A 16,546-nucleotide genomic window follows, 5' to 3' on the forward strand; every position below is an offset into this window, starting at 1 on the left:
TTTTCCATGGACGGCACCGTTCTGATCGCCGACGACGACCGCACCATCCGCACCGTGCTGACCCAGGCCCTGACCCGCGCCGGCTGCCGGGTCCATGCCACCGGCGCGCTGGCGCAGCTGCAGCGCTGGGTCGAGGAGGGGCGGGGCGATCTGGTCATCACCGACGTGATCATGCCCGACGGCAACGGCATCGACCTGATCCCGGCGATCCGCAAGGCCCGGCCCGACCTGCCGGTGATCGTGATCTCGGCCCAGAACACCATCGTCACCGCGATCCGGGCCACCGAGGCGGCGGCCTTCGACTATCTGCCCAAGCCCTTCGACCTGCCCGACCTGATGACGCGGGCCGGGCAGGCGCTGTCGCGGCGGGTGCGCAAGTCGGACCCGGCGCCGGCGCCCGCCATCACCTCGCCTGAAAGCGCGGCCGATCCGGCGCTGCCGCTGATCGGCCATGCGCCGGCGATGCAGAACCTGTTCCGCATGGTCGCCCGGGTGCTGAACGCCGACCTGCCGGTGATGATCGCGGGCGAGGCGGGGGCGGGCAAGACCGTGGTCGCGCGCTCGTTCCACGACCTCTCGGACCGGCGGGCGGCGGGTTTCGTGGTGCTGACCTCGGCCGATCTTTCCGAAGAGGCGATCCACCGCGCCGGCGAGCGCGCCCAGGGCGGCACGCTGCTGATCGAGGACCCCGCCGGCTTCGACGCCGCCGCCCAGGCCCGGCTGATCGGCATGATCGAGGCCTGGGAGATCGGGCCCGGCCGCCATCAGATGCCGCGGCTGGTCGCCACCACCGGCCCCGACCCGCAGGCCGAGGTGCAGGCGGGGCGGCTGCGCGCCGACCTTTACTATCGCCTGGCCGGGGTCACGGTCACGGTGCCGCCGCTGCGGGCGCGGGTGGACGACATCCCGCCGCTGGCACGCCACCTGCTGGCGCGCGCCGCCGCCCAGGGCCTGCCGCAGCGCAGCCTGTCGGATGCCGCGACCGCGCTGATCCGCGCCTGGCCGTTTCCGGGCAACGTGCGCGAGCTGGAAAACCTGATGCGCCGGCTGGCGCTGACCGCCGCCGGTCCCCAGATCACCGAGGACGAGGCCCGCGCCGCCCTGGCCGAATCCGCGCCCCAGGCTGCGCCAGCCCCCGCCGCGCAGGCCCGCCCGCAGCCCGGCGCCGCCCCCGGCGGGCACGCACCCGCGCTGGTCGAGCCCGCGAACATGCGGCTGGCGCAATCGGTGGAAATGCATCTGCAGCGCTATTTCGACCTGCATGGCGACGACCTGCCGCCGCCCGGCCTCTACGACCGCATCCTGCGCGAGATCGAGAAGCCGCTGCTGGAAATCGCGCTGGACGCCACCGGCGGCAATCAGCTGAGATGTGCCGATCTGCTGGGCATCAACCGCAATACGCTGCGCAAGAAACTGACCGAGCTGAATATCGAAGTGACAAGACGCCGCAAGCTGATGTAAAACGGCCACAGATGGCCGCGCGTTCGTCGCTGAACGGCCACAGCAAGGCCGCGAAACAGCGGCGAGGCGAAGGCGGGCACAGTGGCAGGCACATTGTCCAGACACACATGGGAGCGCGTCGCGCATTTGCGGCGCCTGCGTTGGTATCGCAATGCCGCGACGCTGGGGCTGGCGCTGCTGGGCCCGGCGCTGGCGGCGCTGACCTTCGCGGTGATGGGGCCGTTTTCCCATGTCATGCCCGGCGGCACGGCGCTGCGGCTGGTGCTGCTGGCGGACCTAATCTACCTGATCGTGCTGACCGGGCTGGTCGTGGCGCGCATGGCCCGGATCGTGGCGGCGCGGCGGCAGTCGGCGGCGGGCTCGCGGCTGCACATGCGGCTGGTGGGCGTCTTCGCCACCATCGCGCTGGTGCCCACGGTGCTGGTGGCGCTGTTCGCGGGCCTGACGGTGAACATCGGGCTTGAGGGCTGGTTCTCGAACCGGGTGCAACAGGTGGTCTCGACCTCGCTCTCGGCGGCCGAGGCCTATCAGGAGGAACACCGCCGCGACCTGACCAACGACGCGCGGCTGCTGGCCGGGGCGCTGACCCAGGCGGCGCGGCAGAACCCGCGGCTGGACGACGGCGACCTGCGGTCGCTGCTGGGCCAGGGCCAGGCGCTGATCCAGCGCGGCTTGCGCGAGGCCTATATCATCGACGGCCGTGGCAATATCCGCGCCCGGGGCGAACGCAGCTATCAGTTCTGGTACGAACAGCCCAGCCTGGCCCAGTTCGACGAGGCGGCGACCCGCGGGCTGGCGCTGATCGAGGACTGGCAGAACAACGAGTTCCGCGCGCTGGTGCCGCTGACGCCGCTCGCCGACCGCTACCTTTACGTCACCCGCGACGTGGACGGCAGCCTGCTGGGCCTGCTGGACGATACCCGCCAGACCGTGGGCGAATACCAGCGGCTGGAACAGGAACGCGGGCGGGTGCTGTTCGAGTTCTCGCTGCTCTACCTGGGCTTCGCGCTCTTGCTGGTGGCGGCGGCGATGTGGCTGGGACTGTGGTTCGCCGACCGGCTGTCGCGGCCGATCGGCCGGCTGGCCGAGGCGTCCGAGCAGGTGGGCGAGGGCAATCTGGACTTCCAGATCCCCGCCCCCGACACCGGCGACGAGATCCAGACCCTGGGCGAAAGCTTCAACCGCATGACCCGGCAGCTGAAGCAGCAGCGTCAGGAGCTTGTCGAAAGCTATCGCGCCGCCGACGACCAGCGCCGGCTGTTCGATTCGGTGCTGTCCTCGGTCACCGCCGGGGTGATCGGCCTGGATGCGGCGGGCGAGATCGACTTCCTGAACCGGTCGGCCGCGCGGCTTCTCGGGCTGGATCCGGCCACGGCGCACGACCGGCTGCTGTCCGAGGCGGCGCCGGAATTCGCGCCGCTGTTCGACAAGCTGGCGCAATCGGTGAACGAATCGGTTCAGGACGAGATCCGCCTGACCCGCGAGGGCCGCGTCGAAAGCCTGCTGGTGCGCATGGCGATCCGGCGCGGCGCCGCCGGAGGGCTGGAAGGCTATGTGGTGGCGCTGGACGACGTGACCGATCTCGTCTCGGCGCAGCGCATGGCGGCCTGGGGCGACGTCGCCCGCCGCGTCGCGCATGAGATCAAGAACCCGCTGACCCCGATCCAGCTGTCGGCCGAGCGGCTGAAGCGCAAATTCGCCCCCGTCGCCGGCGACGAGGCCGAGGCGCTGGAGCAACTGACCGGCGTCATCATCCGCCAGACCAACGACCTGCGCCGGATCGTGGACGAGTTCAGCCGCTTCGCCCGCATGCCCGAGCCGGACCGCAAGGAAACCGACATCGGGAAACTCTTGCGCGATGCCGAGCTGATGCAGCGCGACGCGCTGCAGGGCGCGCTGGTCTCGGACATCCCCGACGCGCCGGTGATCGTCGATGCCGATGCCGGGATGATGCGGCAGGTGTTCACCAACCTCTTGAAGAACGCGGGCGAGGCGCTGGACGAGCTGCGCGCCGACCCGCCCCCGGGCTGGACGCCCGAGGTTCGGGTCACGCTGCGCGTCGCCCCCGATGCGGTGACCATCCGCATCGCCGACAACGGTCCCGGCCTGCCCCAGGACCGCACCCGGCTCTTCGAGCCCTATGTCACGATGAAGCCCGGCGGCACCGGCCTGGGCCTGCCCATCGTCAAGAAGATCGTCGAGGAACACGGCGGCAGCCTGTCCCTGAACGACGCCCCCGAAGGACGCGGCGCCATGGCCGAGATCCGTCTGCCGCGCGAGCGCCAGCCGGTCCGCCTGTCCGCGCGCCGCCACAAACACGAGCAGGAAACGATAAAATGAGCGATATTCTGATTGTCGACGACGAGCGGGACATCCGCGAACTGATTTCCGACATCCTGCGCGACGAAGGCTTCTCGACCCGCCTCGCCGCCAATTCCGACCAGGCGATGGCCGAGATGAACACGGCCGAACCGACGCTGATGATCCTCGACATCTGGCTGAAGGACAGCAAGATGGACGGGATCGACATCCTCAAGCAGGTCAAGCGCAACAATCCGGACGTGCCCGTGGTCATCATCTCGGGCCACGGCAATATCGAGATCGCGGTGGCGGCGATCAAGCAGGGCGCCTACGACTTCATCGAGAAGCCCTTCAACATCGACCAGCTGCTGGTGGTGATCCGCCGGGCGATGGAAACGGCGCGGCTGCGGCGCGAGAACTCGACCCTCAAGCGGGGCGAGGCGCGCGGGGGCGAGATGCTGGGCAATTCCGCGCCCTTCCGCCGGCTGCGCGAACAGCTCGACAAGGTGGCGAAATCGAACGGCCGGGTGATGCTGACCGGCGAGCCCGGCGCGGGCAAGGAAATCGCCGCCCGCTACGTCCACGCCCAAAGCCCGCGCGCGCGCGAACCCTTCATCACCGTGCCCTGCGCCACCATCGAGCCCGACCACCTGGAAGAGGTGCTCTTCGGCCGCGAGACCACCGAGCGCGGCATCGAGCCGGGGCTCTTGGAACAGGCCCATGGCGGGGTGATCTATTTCGACGAGGTGGCGGACATGCCGCTGGGCACCCAGCCCAAGATCCTGCGGGTGCTGACCGAGCAGCAGTTCCAGCGTTCGGGCGGCACCGACAAGGTGCGGGTCGACCTGCGGGTGATCTCCTCGACCAACCGCGATCTCGCGGCGGAAATCGCCGCCGGCCGCTTCCGCCAGGAACTCTACGACCGGCTGAACGTGGTCCCGGTGGCCGTGCCCTCGCTGGCCGAACGCCGCGACGACATCCCGATGCTGGCCGGCCATTTCATCGAGATCTTCCATGCCACCCAAGGCCTGCCGCAACGCATCCTGCCCGAGGAAACCTGCGCGGCGCTGCAGGCGATGAACTGGCCGGGCAACATCCGCCAGCTGCGCAACGTGATCGAGCGGGTGCTGATCCTGGGCGACGGCACCGGACCCATCCTGCCCTCGGAACTGGAAACCCAGAACGGCGGCGCCAGCACCGGCGAGGCCCTGGCGCTGGGTCCGCAGATCACCAGCCTGGCACTGCGCGAGGCGCGCGAACTCTTCGAGCGGGAATACCTGCTGGCGCAGATCAACCGCTTCGGCGGCAACATCAGCCGCACGGCGCAATTCGTCGGCATGGAACGCTCGGCGCTGCATCGCAAGCTGAAGTCGCTGGGCGTGGTCGGCGGCATGCGCGTCGAGGAAGAGATGATGGGGAAATGATCGCCTGAGCTGCGGTGCCGCATGAGTATTTGAAGAACGAAGAAACGCGCGGGTTGCGCCCCGGCCAACCCCGCTGTTCAGGCGGGACAGGTTGTCGCCAAATGACCGGGGCGGCTTCTCCGTTCACGGTCATCGGCTCTCCAGCCTGTACCGTGCGTTGATTCTGGCATGGAAAGATTAAGCGCAGCCTAACGGCTTCTTCGTTCTTCAAATACTCATGCGACGGTTCGAGGGGCGCGGCGGCCCGGGTTCCGGCGCGGCGCTTTCGCTGTTTCGGGCATGCGCGGTCCACGCTAGGATGATGCGTCGCGAGGCGCATCAACCGAGGTCGGAATGAAGATCATCATCTGCGGGGCGGGGCAGGTCGGCTGGCATATCGCCCGCCATCTCTCGGGCGAGCGCAACGATGTCACCATCATCGACACCAACGCCGAGTTGATCCGCCGCGCCACCGATGCGCTGGACGTGCAGGGCGTGACCGGCTTCGCCAGCCATCCCGACGTCTTGGACCGCGCCGGCGCCCGCGACGCCGACCTGATCATCGCCGCCACCCATTCCGACGAGGTGAACATGGTCACCTGCCAGGTCGCGCATTCCGTCTTCCAGGTGCCGAGGAAGATCGCACGGCTGCGCGCCCCTGCCTATCTGGACGCGATCTGGTCCGATCTCTACCGCACCGACCATCTGCCGATCGACGTGGTGATCAGCCCCGAGCGCGAGGTGGCCCGGGCGGCGATCCAGCGGTTGTCCGCGCCTTCGACCTTCGATGCCGAGACCTTCCTGGAAGGGCGGCTGCATCTGCTGGGCATCCTGCTAGATCCCGACAGCCCGGTGCTGAACACGCCCCTGCGGCAGCTGAACGAGATGTTCACCAGCCTCAGCGCCATCGTGGCCGGGGTGCGGCGCGGCGGACGACTGTTCGCCCCCGAGCCGGGCGACCAGCTGTTCGAGGGCGACCAGGTCTATGTCTTCACCCGCACCGAGGACGTGCCGCGCACGCTGGAGATCTTCGGCAAGCCCGCCGCCAAGCAGGAAAGCGTCGTCATCATCGGCGCCGGCCATGTCGGCTTGGCCGTGGCCCAGGCGCTGGAGGCCCGTGCCGAGCGGGTGCGGGTCAAGCTGATCGAGCGCAGCCGCGCCCGGGCCGAGGATGCCGCCGACGCGCTGAACCGCACCATCGTGCTGAACGGCGACGGGCTTTCGGCGGAACTGCTGGAAGAGGCCGCGGTGCCGCGCGCCGATGCGGTGCTGGCGATCACCGACGACGACAAGACCAATATCTTGGCCGCCGTGCGCGCCAAGCAGGCGGGCGCCAAGCTGGCGATCTCGCTGGTGAACGACCCGACGCTGATGTCGCTGATGGAGCCGCTGGACATCGACGCCTTCATCAACCCGCGCGCCAGCACGGTCTCGACCATCCTGCGCCACATTCGGCACGGGCGGGTGCGCGACATCTATTCCATCGGCGATGCCGAGGCCGAGGTGATCGAGGCGCAGGTGCTTTCGACCTCGCCCATCGCGGGACGGCTCCTGCGCGACATCGAGTTCCCCGAGGGCGCGCTGGTGGGTGCGGTGCAGAAGGCCGGCCGCGTGGTCAAGCCCATCGGCGACCTGCGCATCGAAGAGGGCGACCTGGTGGTGATCTTTGCCCTGACGTCCGACGTTCCCGAGGTCGAGCGCCTGCTTCAGGTCTCGATCGATTTCTTCTGAGGCCGGGCATGGCGATCCTGCTGCGCCTGCCGCTGATGGTGATCCTGGCCGGAATCGGCGGGGCGGCGATGATCCTGCCCGGGCTTTACGCCCATGCCACCGACCAGCACAGGATCGGCGCCATCTTCCTGGGCTGCGCCGGGCTTACCGTGCTGCTCTCGGCCGTCCTGGGGCTGGCCACGGCCGAACGGCCGGCCGGCCCGCAGGCGCGCAGCGTGCTCTTGACCATGCTGGGCACCATGGCGCTGCTGCCGGCGGCGCTGGCGGTGCCCTTTGCGCTGGCGCTGCCCGACACCGGCTTTTTCAACGCCTGGTGGGAGATGATCTCTTGCCTGACCACCACCGGGGCCTCGCTCTATGCCGCCGACCTGCTGCCGGCGCCCCTGCATCTGTGGCGGGCGCTGGTCGGCTGGATGGGCGGGCTGTTCATGCTGGTCGCCGCGGTGGCGCTGCTCGCGCCGCTGCGGGTCGGCGGGTTCGAGATCCTGTCCTCGCCCTATGGCCGCAGCGAGCGGTTCGAGCGGCTGCCGCGCTCGGCCGAATCGGCGCCGGTGGTGACGCATCTGTCGGCGCCGGCCTTCCAGACCGAGCTGGTCGATCCGGTGCATCGGGTGATCCGCGCCGCGCGGGCGGTATTTCCGCTTTATGCCGGGTTGACGCTGGCGATGTGGATGCTGCTCTTGATGCTGGGCGAAAACGGGCTCGTCGCGCTGACCCGGGCGCTGGGCACGCTGTCGACCAGCGGCATCAGCCCTGTGGCCGGCGCGGCGGGACAGGGCAGCGGCATCGCCGGCGAGGCGGTGATCTTTCTGTTCCTGATCCCGGCCTTGTCGCGGCGGTTCTGGCCCGGGGGCGGCGAATTGTCCGTCAGCGACAGCTGGCAGGGCGATCCCGAGCTGCAGATGGCGGCGGGGGTGGTGCTGCTGGTCTCGGCCATGCTGTTCGTGCGGCATTTCGTCGGGGCCATCGACGTGGCCCCCGCGGGCGCCAAGGGCGTGTTCGAGACGCTGGACAGCGCCGCCTCGGCCGCCTGGGGCGGTATCTTCAACGGGCTGAGCTATCTGACCACGACCGGCTGGAACTCGGTCGAATGGCAGGGCGCGCGCAGCTGGTCGGGGCTCAGTTCGCCCGGGCTGATGCTGGCGGGGCTGGCCATGATGGGCGGCGGCGTCGCCACCACCGCCGGCGGGGTCAAGCTCCTGCGCGTCTATGCGCTGGCGCGGCATTCCGAGCGCGAGCTGGAACGGATCGTACATCCCAGCTCGGTCGGCGGCGGCGGGCTGATGGCGCGGCGGCTGCGGCGCGAGGGCGCCTATCTGGCCTTCATCTTCTTCATGCTCTTCGCCAGTTCGATCGCGGTCACGGTCATGCTGATCTCGCTGCAGCAGATCGAGTTCGACAGCGCCACCATCCTCTCGATCTCGGCGCTGACCAACACCGGCCCCCTGGCCGGCGCGATTCCGCTGAGCCCGACCTTCCAGGGTTCGGCCGGGATGGCCGGCGCGCCCTGGGAGGGCTGGGCCGGCCTGCCCGCGATGACCAAGGCGGTGCTGGCCGGGGCGATGATCGTCGGCCGGCTCGAAACCCTGGCGATCCTGGCGCTGTTCTCGCCGGAATACTGGCGCCGCTGATTCCGATCACACGCTTGCAAGCGCCCGGCGCCTCGCCTAAGTCTTGAAAACCAGCGATAAGAACAAGGTGCATCGAATGGCCGGCGACAAACAGAACCTTCAGGACGCTTTTCTGAACCATGTCCGCAAGGGCAAGGTTCCGGTGACGATCTTTCTTATCAATGGTGTGAAACTGCAGGGTGTCATCACCTGGTTCGACAATTTCTGCGTGCTGCTGCGCCGCGACGGCCAGTCGCAGCTGGTCTACAAGCACGCGATTTCCACGATCATGCCGGGCCAGCCGATCAGCCTCTACGACGGCGAGGACTGATTGGCCGAGCTGTCCGAGACGCGGGAACGCCCGACCCGCGCTTATGTGATCCACCCCGACCTGGGCAATGCACGCACCCGCCGCTCGCCCGAGCTGGCGCTGGACGAGGCCGTGGCCCTGGCCCATGCGCTGCCCGCCATCGAGGTGACGGGCGCCGAGGTGGCGCGGCTGCGCAACCCCGATGCCGGCATGCTGTTTTCCAAGGGCAAGCGCGAAGAGATCGGCGAACACCTGAAGGCCGTCGCCGAGGGCGAGGGCGCCGAGCTGGTGCTGATCGACGGGCCGGTGACGCCGGTCCAGCAGCGCAACCTGGAAAAGGACTGGGGCGTCAAGATCCTGGACCGCACCGGGCTGATCCTGGAGATCTTCGCCGACCGCGCCCAGACCCGCGAGGGCGTGCTGCAGGTGGAACTGGCGGCGCTGGCCTATCAGCGCACGCGGCTGGTCCGGGCCTGGACGCACCTGGAGCGCCAGCGCGGCGGATTGGGCTTCGTCGGCGGCCCCGGCGAGACCCAGATCGAGGCCGACCGCCGCGCCATCGACGAGCAGATGGTGCGGCTGCGCCGGCAGCTGGAGCGGGTGGTCAAGACCCGCGAGCTGCACCGCAAGGCCCGCGCCAAGGTGCCCTATCCCATCGTGGCGCTGGTGGGTTACACCAACGCCGGCAAGTCCACGCTGTTCAACAGGCTGACCGGGGCCGAGGTGCTGGCTCAGGACCAGCTTTTCGCCACGCTGGACCCGACCATGCGGCAGATGGTGCTGCCGGGCGGGCGCCAGGTGATCCTCTCCGACACCGTGGGCTTCATCAGCGACCTGCCGCATGAGCTGGTCGCCGCCTTCCGCGCCACGCTGGAAGAAGTGCTGGCCGCCGACCTGATCCTGCACGTCCGCGACATCTCGCACCCCGAGACCGAGGAACAGGCAGGCGATGTGGGCGAGATCCTCGAATCGCTGGGCGTCGAGGAGGACGTGCCGCTGATCGAGGTCTGGAACAAGATCGACGCCCTGTCGCCCGAAACCCGCGCCGCCCTGCGCCGCACCGACGCCCGCACCGAGGGCGTGCAGGCGATCTCGGCCCTGTCGGGCGAGGGGCTGGACGAATTGCTCCGCTCCGTCGACGCACATCTGGCCGAGGCGCTGGACGAGCCGGTGGAAGAGGCCGAACTGCGCCTGCCCGCCGAGGACGGCCGCCGCCGCGCCTGGCTGCATCGCCAGGGCATCGTCGTCTCCGAGGAGATGACCGAGACCGGCGTGCACCTGCTGGTGCGCTGGACCGCCCGGCAGAAGGCAGAATTCGAGGCGCTGTGATCGGCGGGAACGGTGCCGGTCTCGCGTAACGCAGATACTCTTTCCGTTTCTTAAATACCCATGCGGCGGTGCGAGCGGCGATGTCCTATGGGTATTTGGAAAACGGAAAGAACCAACGGCCGCTACCGGGGCGGCCGTTTCGGCATCAGGCGGGCAGGGCGTCCAGTTCGTGCTGCCAGGGCGGGTTGGCGCCGGGGCGCGAGACGGTGATCGCCGCCGCGCGGGTGCCGAGTGTCAGGGCCTGAAGCAGGGTCTCGGGCGTGAGGTCCGCCATGCCATCGCGGCTGAGCGCGCCCGACCGGTGCAGTGCCGCCAGCACTCCGGCGTTGAAGGTGTCGCCGGCGCCGATGGTGTCGGCGACCTCGACCCGCGTGGCGGGTGCGTCGAGCGGCGCGCCCTGCCAATGCGCCCGGGCGCCGGCCGAGCCGCCGGTCTGCAGCACCACCTTCGCCCCCTTGGCGAGGATGGCGGCGGCGGCTTCCTCGAAGCTCGCCCTCGGCATCAGCCATTCCAGGTCGTCGCCCGAGAGCTTGACCAGGTCGGCCCGCGCCAGCAGGCGTTCCAGCCGGGCGCGATAGGCGGTCTCGTCGCTGATGAAGAAGGGGCGGATGTTCGGGTCGAGCATGACCGGGACGCGGGGGTGCAGCCGTTCGACCAGCGCCTCGATCGCCGCGCCGCAGGGGTCGGGTACCAGGCTGATGCCGCCCACGAACAGGGCCGAGACCGATTCGGGGATCTCGGGCAGGTCTTCGGGCGCCAGCATCCGGCCGGCGGAGCCTTCGTCGTAGAAGGCATAGCGCGCCTCGCCCCCGGTCAGGGTGACGAAGGCCAAGGTGGTCAGCCGGTCGCTGCGCGGGCAGAGGCCGGTGTCGACATTCGCCTCGGCCAGCGGGCGCAGCAGCATCTCGCCGAAGCCGTCGCGCGAGATCGGCCACAGGTAGCCGGTCGGGGCGCCGATGCGGCCCAGGGCGATGGCGGTGTTGTAGACCGCGCCGCCGGGCAGCGGGCGGTAATGGGCGCCCTCGGGCACCATGTCGATCAGCGATTCACCGGCGCACAGTATCATGACGCCCCCTCCCTCAAGGTCCGTTGTCCGACTGATAGCGGTAACTGCCGCTGATGGAAATATCCGGCGTGAGCGGGCCGGCCCCGATCCGCACGTAGCCGCCGCGTTCGTTCAGCCAGATGAGCCCCGCCAGCAGCGCCAGCGCCAGCAACACCGCCAGCGCGATCTTCCACACCGACCAGGGCCGTTCGCCCTGCACGCGGCCGGATTGGCCGTTGACCACGAAGCGGTAGCTCTGGCCGTTGTAGCGATAGGCGGCGGTCCAGACCGGCAGCAGGATATGCTTGAAGCTTTCCTCGGCGTAGCGGGTCTGGATGCCGGTGATCTGCTGTTCGTTGCCGCCGATGGCGCGACGCACGTCCATGGCGATCACGCCGGCCATTTCCTGGCGCGCGATGTCATGGCCGGCGGCCAGCGGGATGGTGTAGCCCTCGGCCAGGAAGCCCGCGAGATATTCCGGGCTGTAGGGCATCAGGTGCGACAGGTCCCAGGGCGCCAGCGCGTCGGTGATGCGGCGCGGCAGGGCGCTGGCCGCCAGCACCAGCACGTCGTCGAAATTCCGCGCCACCTGGCCCGAGACCGGCGTCCAGCGGGTGCGGCGCACCTGCTGCGCCACGCGCTGCTGGCGGCCGTCGACCGTCTGCGTGACGTAGACGGTTTCGTAATACCAGTCGCCGCGCGCGCCGCTGTATTGCGAGCGCGTGTCGGCGTCGAAGGTCCAGAACGGCGAATAGACCCCGTTCATCCGCTTGCCGCGCCTTGCATAGGCGGTCAGGCCCGAGGGCGCGAACCACAAGCCCTTCATCCAGTCGTCCAGCGCCGATTTCGCCTGCGCCTCGGTGATGACGAAGGGCAGCACGCCCTGCGGCTTCAGCTGCCTTGTGGCGCCGGTATCGGTGACCACGGGCGTGGCGCAGAACGGGCAGGTCGAGGCGTGCTGGTCCGAGGTGATCTCGACCTTGGCGCCGCAGTTCGGGCAGGAGAGGGTGCGGACGGTCTCGGTCAGGTCGGAGCCTGCGTCGAGGCGCAGCCCCTGTTCCAGCGGGATCTCGCGCAGGTCGGACTTGTGGCCGCTGTCCCATTGCAGCGCGCGACCGGTCGAGGGGTCGTTCAGGATGACCCGGTCGCCCCAGGGCCCCTGCGCCGTCTGCCGGGCGGGCGCGCGGGCGGGGCCGGGGCCGATATGCTGCTCATGCCCGCAATAGGGGCAGACCAGGCTTTGCTGCCCGGGCGAGAATTCCAGGCTCGCGCCGCAATTCTCGCACGGGTAGCGGTATTCCGAAGGCGGTGTCGGCATGCGTCAGCCCTTGGGCACCGGGGGCGGCGGCGGGGGCGGGGCGATGGTGAAGAGCTGGGCCAGTTCGGCCACGTCCTCGGCCGGTTTCCAGCCGTCCTGGCCCGGGGTCCAGACCAGGGTTTCGCGGGTGAAGCCGCCCTGCTGCGCCAGCCGGCCCAGATGGGCGCGGCCATAGGGCCCTTGCGCGGCGCCGTCGACGGCGATGTGCCAGACGGTTTCGGGATGCAGCGGCGGCGGGGTTTGCGGGGCCTGTTGTGGCGCCTGTTGGCCGGGGATCGCGCCCCAGGGACCGCGCCCGGCCATCGCCGCGCCAAGGCCGGCGCCCAGCCCGGCGCCGAGGCCCGCGCCCATGCCCGCACCCGCGCCGCCCGGCTGTTGCGAGGCGTTCAGCATCGCCTCGGAGGCGGCGTATTGGCCGAAGCGGTTCAGGTCGCCGACGATGCCCATCGAGGTGCGCTTGTCGAGCATCTTTTCCACCTCGTCCGGCAGGCTGATGTTCTCGACATAGAATTCGGGGATGGTCAGGCCGTATTCGGCGACCGTCGGGCTGATCGCCTTGGCGACCATCTGGCCGAATTGCGCCGTGTTCGCCGCCATGTCGAGGACGGGGATGCCCGAGCCCGCGATCATGCGCGAGAATTCCTGCACGATGATGTTGCGCAGCTGGAAGGTGATTTCGTCCTTGGTGAATTCGCCGTCGGTGCCGACGATCTCGGTCATGAAGCGGCCGGGGTCGGTCACGCGCATGGAATAGGTGCCGAAGGCGCGGATGCGCACCGGGCCGAATTCGGGGTCGCGGGCTATGACCGGGTTCTTGGTGCCCCATTTCAGGTCGTTGAAGCGGGTGGTGTTGACGAAATAGATTTCCGACTTGAAGGGGCTGCGGAAGCCGTGGTCCCAATGCTGCAGCCGGGTCAGGATCGGCAGGTTGTTGGTTTCCAGCATGTAGAGGCCGGGCTGGAACACGTCGGCAAGCTGGCCCTCGTGGATGAAGACGGCGGCCTGGCCTTCGCGCACGGTCAGCTTGGCGCCGTATTTGATGGCGCGGCCGACGGTCGGGAAGCGATAGACCATGGTGTCGCGGCTGTCGTCGGTCCATTCGATGATCTCGATGAACTCGCCGCCGAGGATGTTGAAGAGCGACATGGGAGCCTCGTCCTTGGGATTTCCCTAGACGTTAGCGCAGGGCGGCGGGTCGATCCATTCCCCTTTGCGGTCGCCGAGGAAGTCCAGATAGAACGCGACCGTCTGGCCCTGCGCGTCGCCGAGACGAAAGAACTGGTAACCGCCGTCGCCGTAACCGCTTGAGGAGACCGCCATGCGCGTCCCATCGGGCAGGGTCACGAAGCTGGCGAAGGTTTGCAGCGGCAATTGCGGTTCGAGCGCGGTATAGGGGTCGCTGGCCTGGGCCTGCAACGAGTCGTAATAGAGGCTCATCGCCTCAAGGCCGGATCGGGTCACGATTGCGGCGAGGCCGGTATCCACGCCGACGACGCCCAGGGATTCGCCGCGGGCCGGCATGCCGTCAGCGGTGACCAGCGCGATGGCGGCTGCATAGGCGTAGCCGTCCTCACGCGCCAGCACGGCATAGAAACGCGCCTCCGGCGCTGCCGGGGTCGGCGCGGGCTTGGTGGCGAAGCCGGTCAGCGGGTCCAGCGCGACGATGCCGCTGCCGTCCAGCGGATAGGGGCCGATGTCGCGGCCGATGCGGTCGGGGTCGCCCGAACGGTCGATCAGCCATTGCACCGCGCCCGGCAGCGCATCGGCCGCCGCTGGGCCGGTGCCGAGAAGGCAGGCGGTCAGCAGCAGCGCCGGCAGCGCGGCGCTTCGCGTCAAACCTCGGTCCCCAGCAGTTCGCGGGCGATCTGCAAGACGATGGGGCGGGCCTCGGCCTCGGTCATGCCGGGGCGCAGGCGCGGGTCGTAGAGGATTTTCAGCAACAGCTCGTCGTGGCGGGTCAGATAGGCGAATTCCTCGTCGTCGTTGAAGACCGAGGGCCGCGCGCGCGGGCTGTCGTTGGCAAGGCCCATGCCCTGCGCCAGTTCCTCATGCACGCAGGAGCGGCGCAGGCGGGGCGGCAGCTCGGCCCGGATCAGCGCCACCGCCTGCGAATAGACCGGCGAGTTGCCGCTGGAATAGGCGAAGACCGTGCAATAGTTCTGCGGCGCCAGGTCGCGCAGGGCGGCGATGTCCCCTTCGGGGATGCCGGGGACCAGGCTGGCGAGCCTGGGGCCGATGGCGCGGCGCTCGTCCTCGTTGAGGATCAGCACGTTGAAATTGCCGGCGGCGCCGGTCAGCCCGACCGGATGGCCGCTGACCCGCTGCAGCCGGGCGGCGAAATCGGCGATATCGGCGCGGTCGCGCGTGCGCTGCACCGGGGCGACCGAGTCGCCGAACTCCAGCCGGATCGCCACCGGCTGCTGCCAGCGGCGCAGCGGCGCGGGCGTCGGGCGCGAGATCAGCTTGCCGCCCTGGCGCAGGTATTCGTCATAGAGCGCGACCTCGACGAAATCCTCGGCCAGCTTCTCGGGAGTCATCGCGATGTCGCTGCCGTCGTCGGTGCGCAGACGGCCGCGTGCGATCAGCGCCTGTTCGACGCCGGCAAGATGGTCGCGCATGGTGCGGCTGGCGGGGCTGTTGGCGGCCACCTCGGCCCTGGCGGCGGCCTCGCGCGCGGTTTCGGCGCGTTCGCGGCGCAGCGCGGCTTGGTCGGGGCGGGGTGTTTCGGGGCGCTGGGGCGGCGGCGCCTCGGCCGCGGGCGGCGGGGTCTGGGCCGGCGGCTGGTCCGAGCAGGCGGCCAGCGCCGCCAGCAGCGCGAGCGCCAGGCAGGGGCGGGCGATCCGGGTCACGACGCTTGCGCCGGACTGGGGTTGCGGGCGCTGGCCGAGGCCAGGGTCTTGCGCAATTCGGCCTCCATGGCCTTGAGGTCCTCTTCGGCGGCGGCGCGGCGCGAGCGGCCTTCGTCGGCGATGCGCAGGCTGTCCTCGATGGTCGAGACCAGCTCGGCATTGGCGGTGCGCACGGCCTCGATGTCGAAGACGCCGCGTTCCAGCTGGGTGCGGATCTGGGCGTTCGCCTGGCGCAGGTTCTTGGCATTGGCCGTCAGCAGGTCGTTGGTCAGGTCGTTCGCCTCTTTGACCGCGCGGGCGGCCTCGGCGCTGCGCTGGATGGTGACGGCCTGCGCCAGCTGGGTTTCCCACAACGGCACCGTGTTCACCAGCGTGGAATTGATCTTGGTGACCAGCGACTTGTCGTTTTCCTGCACCAGCCGGATCGAGGGCAGCGATTGCATGGTCACCTGCCGCGTCAGCTTCAGGTCGTGCACGCGCCGTTCCAGATCGTCGCGGGCAGACCGCAGGTCGCGCAGTTCCTGCGCGGCCATGACCTGGTCGGGCTCGGGCGCGGCCTCGACGGCGGCCTGCTTGGCGGGAAGGTCGTCGCGGTCGATCCTTGCGAGCTTTTCCTCGCCCGCCGCGATATAGAGCGCGAGTTCGTCATAGAAGTTCAGCGTGCGGTCATAAAGCAGGTCCAGCGACTTGATGTCTTTCAACAGCCGGTGCTGGTGCTGGTCCAACTCGATGGTGATGCGGTCGATCTGGCCCTGCACCTGTTCGTAATTCGCGACGAATTTGGCGAAGGGCGCGGCGCGGCCCGTCAGCTTTTCCCACCAGCTGCGCTGGCGGCGCACGTCGAGCTCGCTGATGGAAAAGCCGCGGATGGTGGTCACGATCTGGCGCAGCGACTCGCCCGCGGGGCCGACGTCCTTGTTCCTGACGTCGGCCAGCATGGCTTGGCTGATTTCCTGCAGCTCGTTCTGGGCGCGGGCGCCGAAATGCACGATCGAGCCGGTGTCCTTCAGGTCGATCTCGTCCATGCGCCGGCGGATCGCCTCGGCGGTGGCGGCGTCGGCCTGCGCCAGCGAGGGCGCGGCGGCGGGCGGCTCGGGCAGGATCACGGAGGTCACGGTCTGGATCTCGTCCAGGGCAGCTGCGGCATTGGCCTGCGTCTGGGAGGTCATCCGGTGTCGTCCTTTCCTGT

At 69.3% G+C, this 16,546-nt stretch carries 13 protein-coding genes; 7 read left to right on the top strand and 6 right to left on the bottom strand.

The window, feature by feature from the left end; translation table 11 throughout:
* Positions 1-6: 6 nt before the first annotated feature.
* From JCM7685_RS05040 to hflX, 7 genes are all read left to right on the top strand, one after another.
* A complete protein-coding gene (locus JCM7685_RS05040) occupies positions 7-1,461 on the top strand; it encodes a response regulator (protein WP_074965806.1) in 1,455 nt (484 codons plus the stop codon).
* 126 nt (positions 1,462-1,587) lie between these two features.
* On the top strand, positions 1,588-3,801 hold the full coding sequence (locus JCM7685_RS05045) for a sensor histidine kinase NtrY-like (RefSeq protein ID WP_231964688.1): 2,214 nt from the start codon (positions 1,588-1,590) through the stop codon (positions 3,799-3,801).
* Positions 3,798-5,186: a nitrogen assimilation response regulator NtrX gene (ntrX, locus tag JCM7685_RS05050; protein ID WP_074965808.1), complete on the top strand. Its 1,389-nt coding sequence runs from the start codon at positions 3,798-3,800 to the stop codon at positions 5,184-5,186. The genes JCM7685_RS05045 and ntrX overlap by 4 nt, the downstream gene beginning before the upstream one ends.
* A 333-nt stretch (positions 5,187-5,519) precedes the next feature.
* The gene (gene trkA / locus JCM7685_RS05055) at positions 5,520-6,896 is read left to right on the top strand and encodes a Trk system potassium transporter TrkA (RefSeq protein ID WP_074965809.1); all 1,377 of its coding nucleotides are present in this window, start codon (positions 5,520-5,522) and stop codon (positions 6,894-6,896) included.
* A gap of 8 nt (positions 6,897-6,904) precedes the next feature.
* Positions 6,905-8,527, top strand: coding sequence for a potassium transporter TrkG (locus JCM7685_RS05060; protein ID WP_074965810.1), 1,623 nt, complete (start codon positions 6,905-6,907; stop codon positions 8,525-8,527).
* Between the two features lie 76 nt (positions 8,528-8,603).
* Entirely contained in the window at positions 8,604-8,837 is a 234-nt protein-coding gene (gene hfq / locus JCM7685_RS05065; RefSeq protein ID WP_017999735.1) for an RNA chaperone Hfq, read from the top strand.
* Entirely contained in the window at positions 8,838-10,145 is a 1,308-nt protein-coding gene (gene hflX, locus JCM7685_RS05070) for a GTPase HflX (protein ID WP_074965811.1), read from the top strand.
* Positions 10,146-10,290: 145 nt separating this feature from the next.
* On the opposite strand, the gene JCM7685_RS05075 is transcribed toward hflX, so the two are convergent.
* Genes JCM7685_RS05075 through JCM7685_RS05100 form a run of 6 tightly spaced genes read right to left on the bottom strand, consistent with a single transcriptional unit; the run spans position 10,291 to position 16,526 of the window.
* Positions 10,291-11,211: a carbohydrate kinase family protein gene (locus tag JCM7685_RS05075; protein WP_074965812.1), complete on the bottom strand. Its 921-nt coding sequence runs from the start codon at positions 11,209-11,211 to the stop codon at positions 10,291-10,293.
* A gap of 13 nt (positions 11,212-11,224) precedes the next feature.
* Positions 11,225-12,508, bottom strand: a complete 1,284-nt coding sequence (locus JCM7685_RS05080) for a zinc ribbon domain-containing protein (protein ID WP_074965813.1) — start codon at positions 12,506-12,508, stop codon at positions 11,225-11,227.
* 3 nt (positions 12,509-12,511) lie between these two features.
* Positions 12,512-13,654: an SPFH domain-containing protein gene (locus tag JCM7685_RS05085; protein WP_074965814.1), complete on the bottom strand. Its 1,143-nt coding sequence runs from the start codon at positions 13,652-13,654 to the stop codon at positions 12,512-12,514.
* A 24-nt stretch (positions 13,655-13,678) separates the two neighbouring features.
* Positions 13,679-14,344, bottom strand: a complete 666-nt coding sequence (locus tag JCM7685_RS05090) for a DUF4241 domain-containing protein (RefSeq protein WP_074965815.1) — start codon at positions 14,342-14,344, stop codon at positions 13,679-13,681.
* Positions 14,341-15,357: a DUF2927 domain-containing protein gene (locus tag JCM7685_RS05095; protein WP_074965816.1), complete on the bottom strand. Its 1,017-nt coding sequence runs from the start codon at positions 15,355-15,357 to the stop codon at positions 14,341-14,343. The genes JCM7685_RS05090 and JCM7685_RS05095 overlap by 4 nt, the downstream gene beginning before the upstream one ends.
* On the bottom strand, positions 15,354-16,526 hold the full coding sequence (locus JCM7685_RS05100; RefSeq protein WP_074965817.1) for a toxic anion resistance protein: 1,173 nt from the start codon (positions 16,524-16,526) through the stop codon (positions 15,354-15,356). Before JCM7685_RS05100 ends, JCM7685_RS05095 begins: the two co-directional genes overlap by 4 nt.
* Positions 16,527-16,546 lie beyond the last annotated feature (20 nt).

This window comes from Paracoccus aminovorans (genome assembly GCF_900005615.1).
GTDB lineage: Bacteria > Pseudomonadota > Alphaproteobacteria > Rhodobacterales > Rhodobacteraceae > Paracoccus > Paracoccus aminovorans.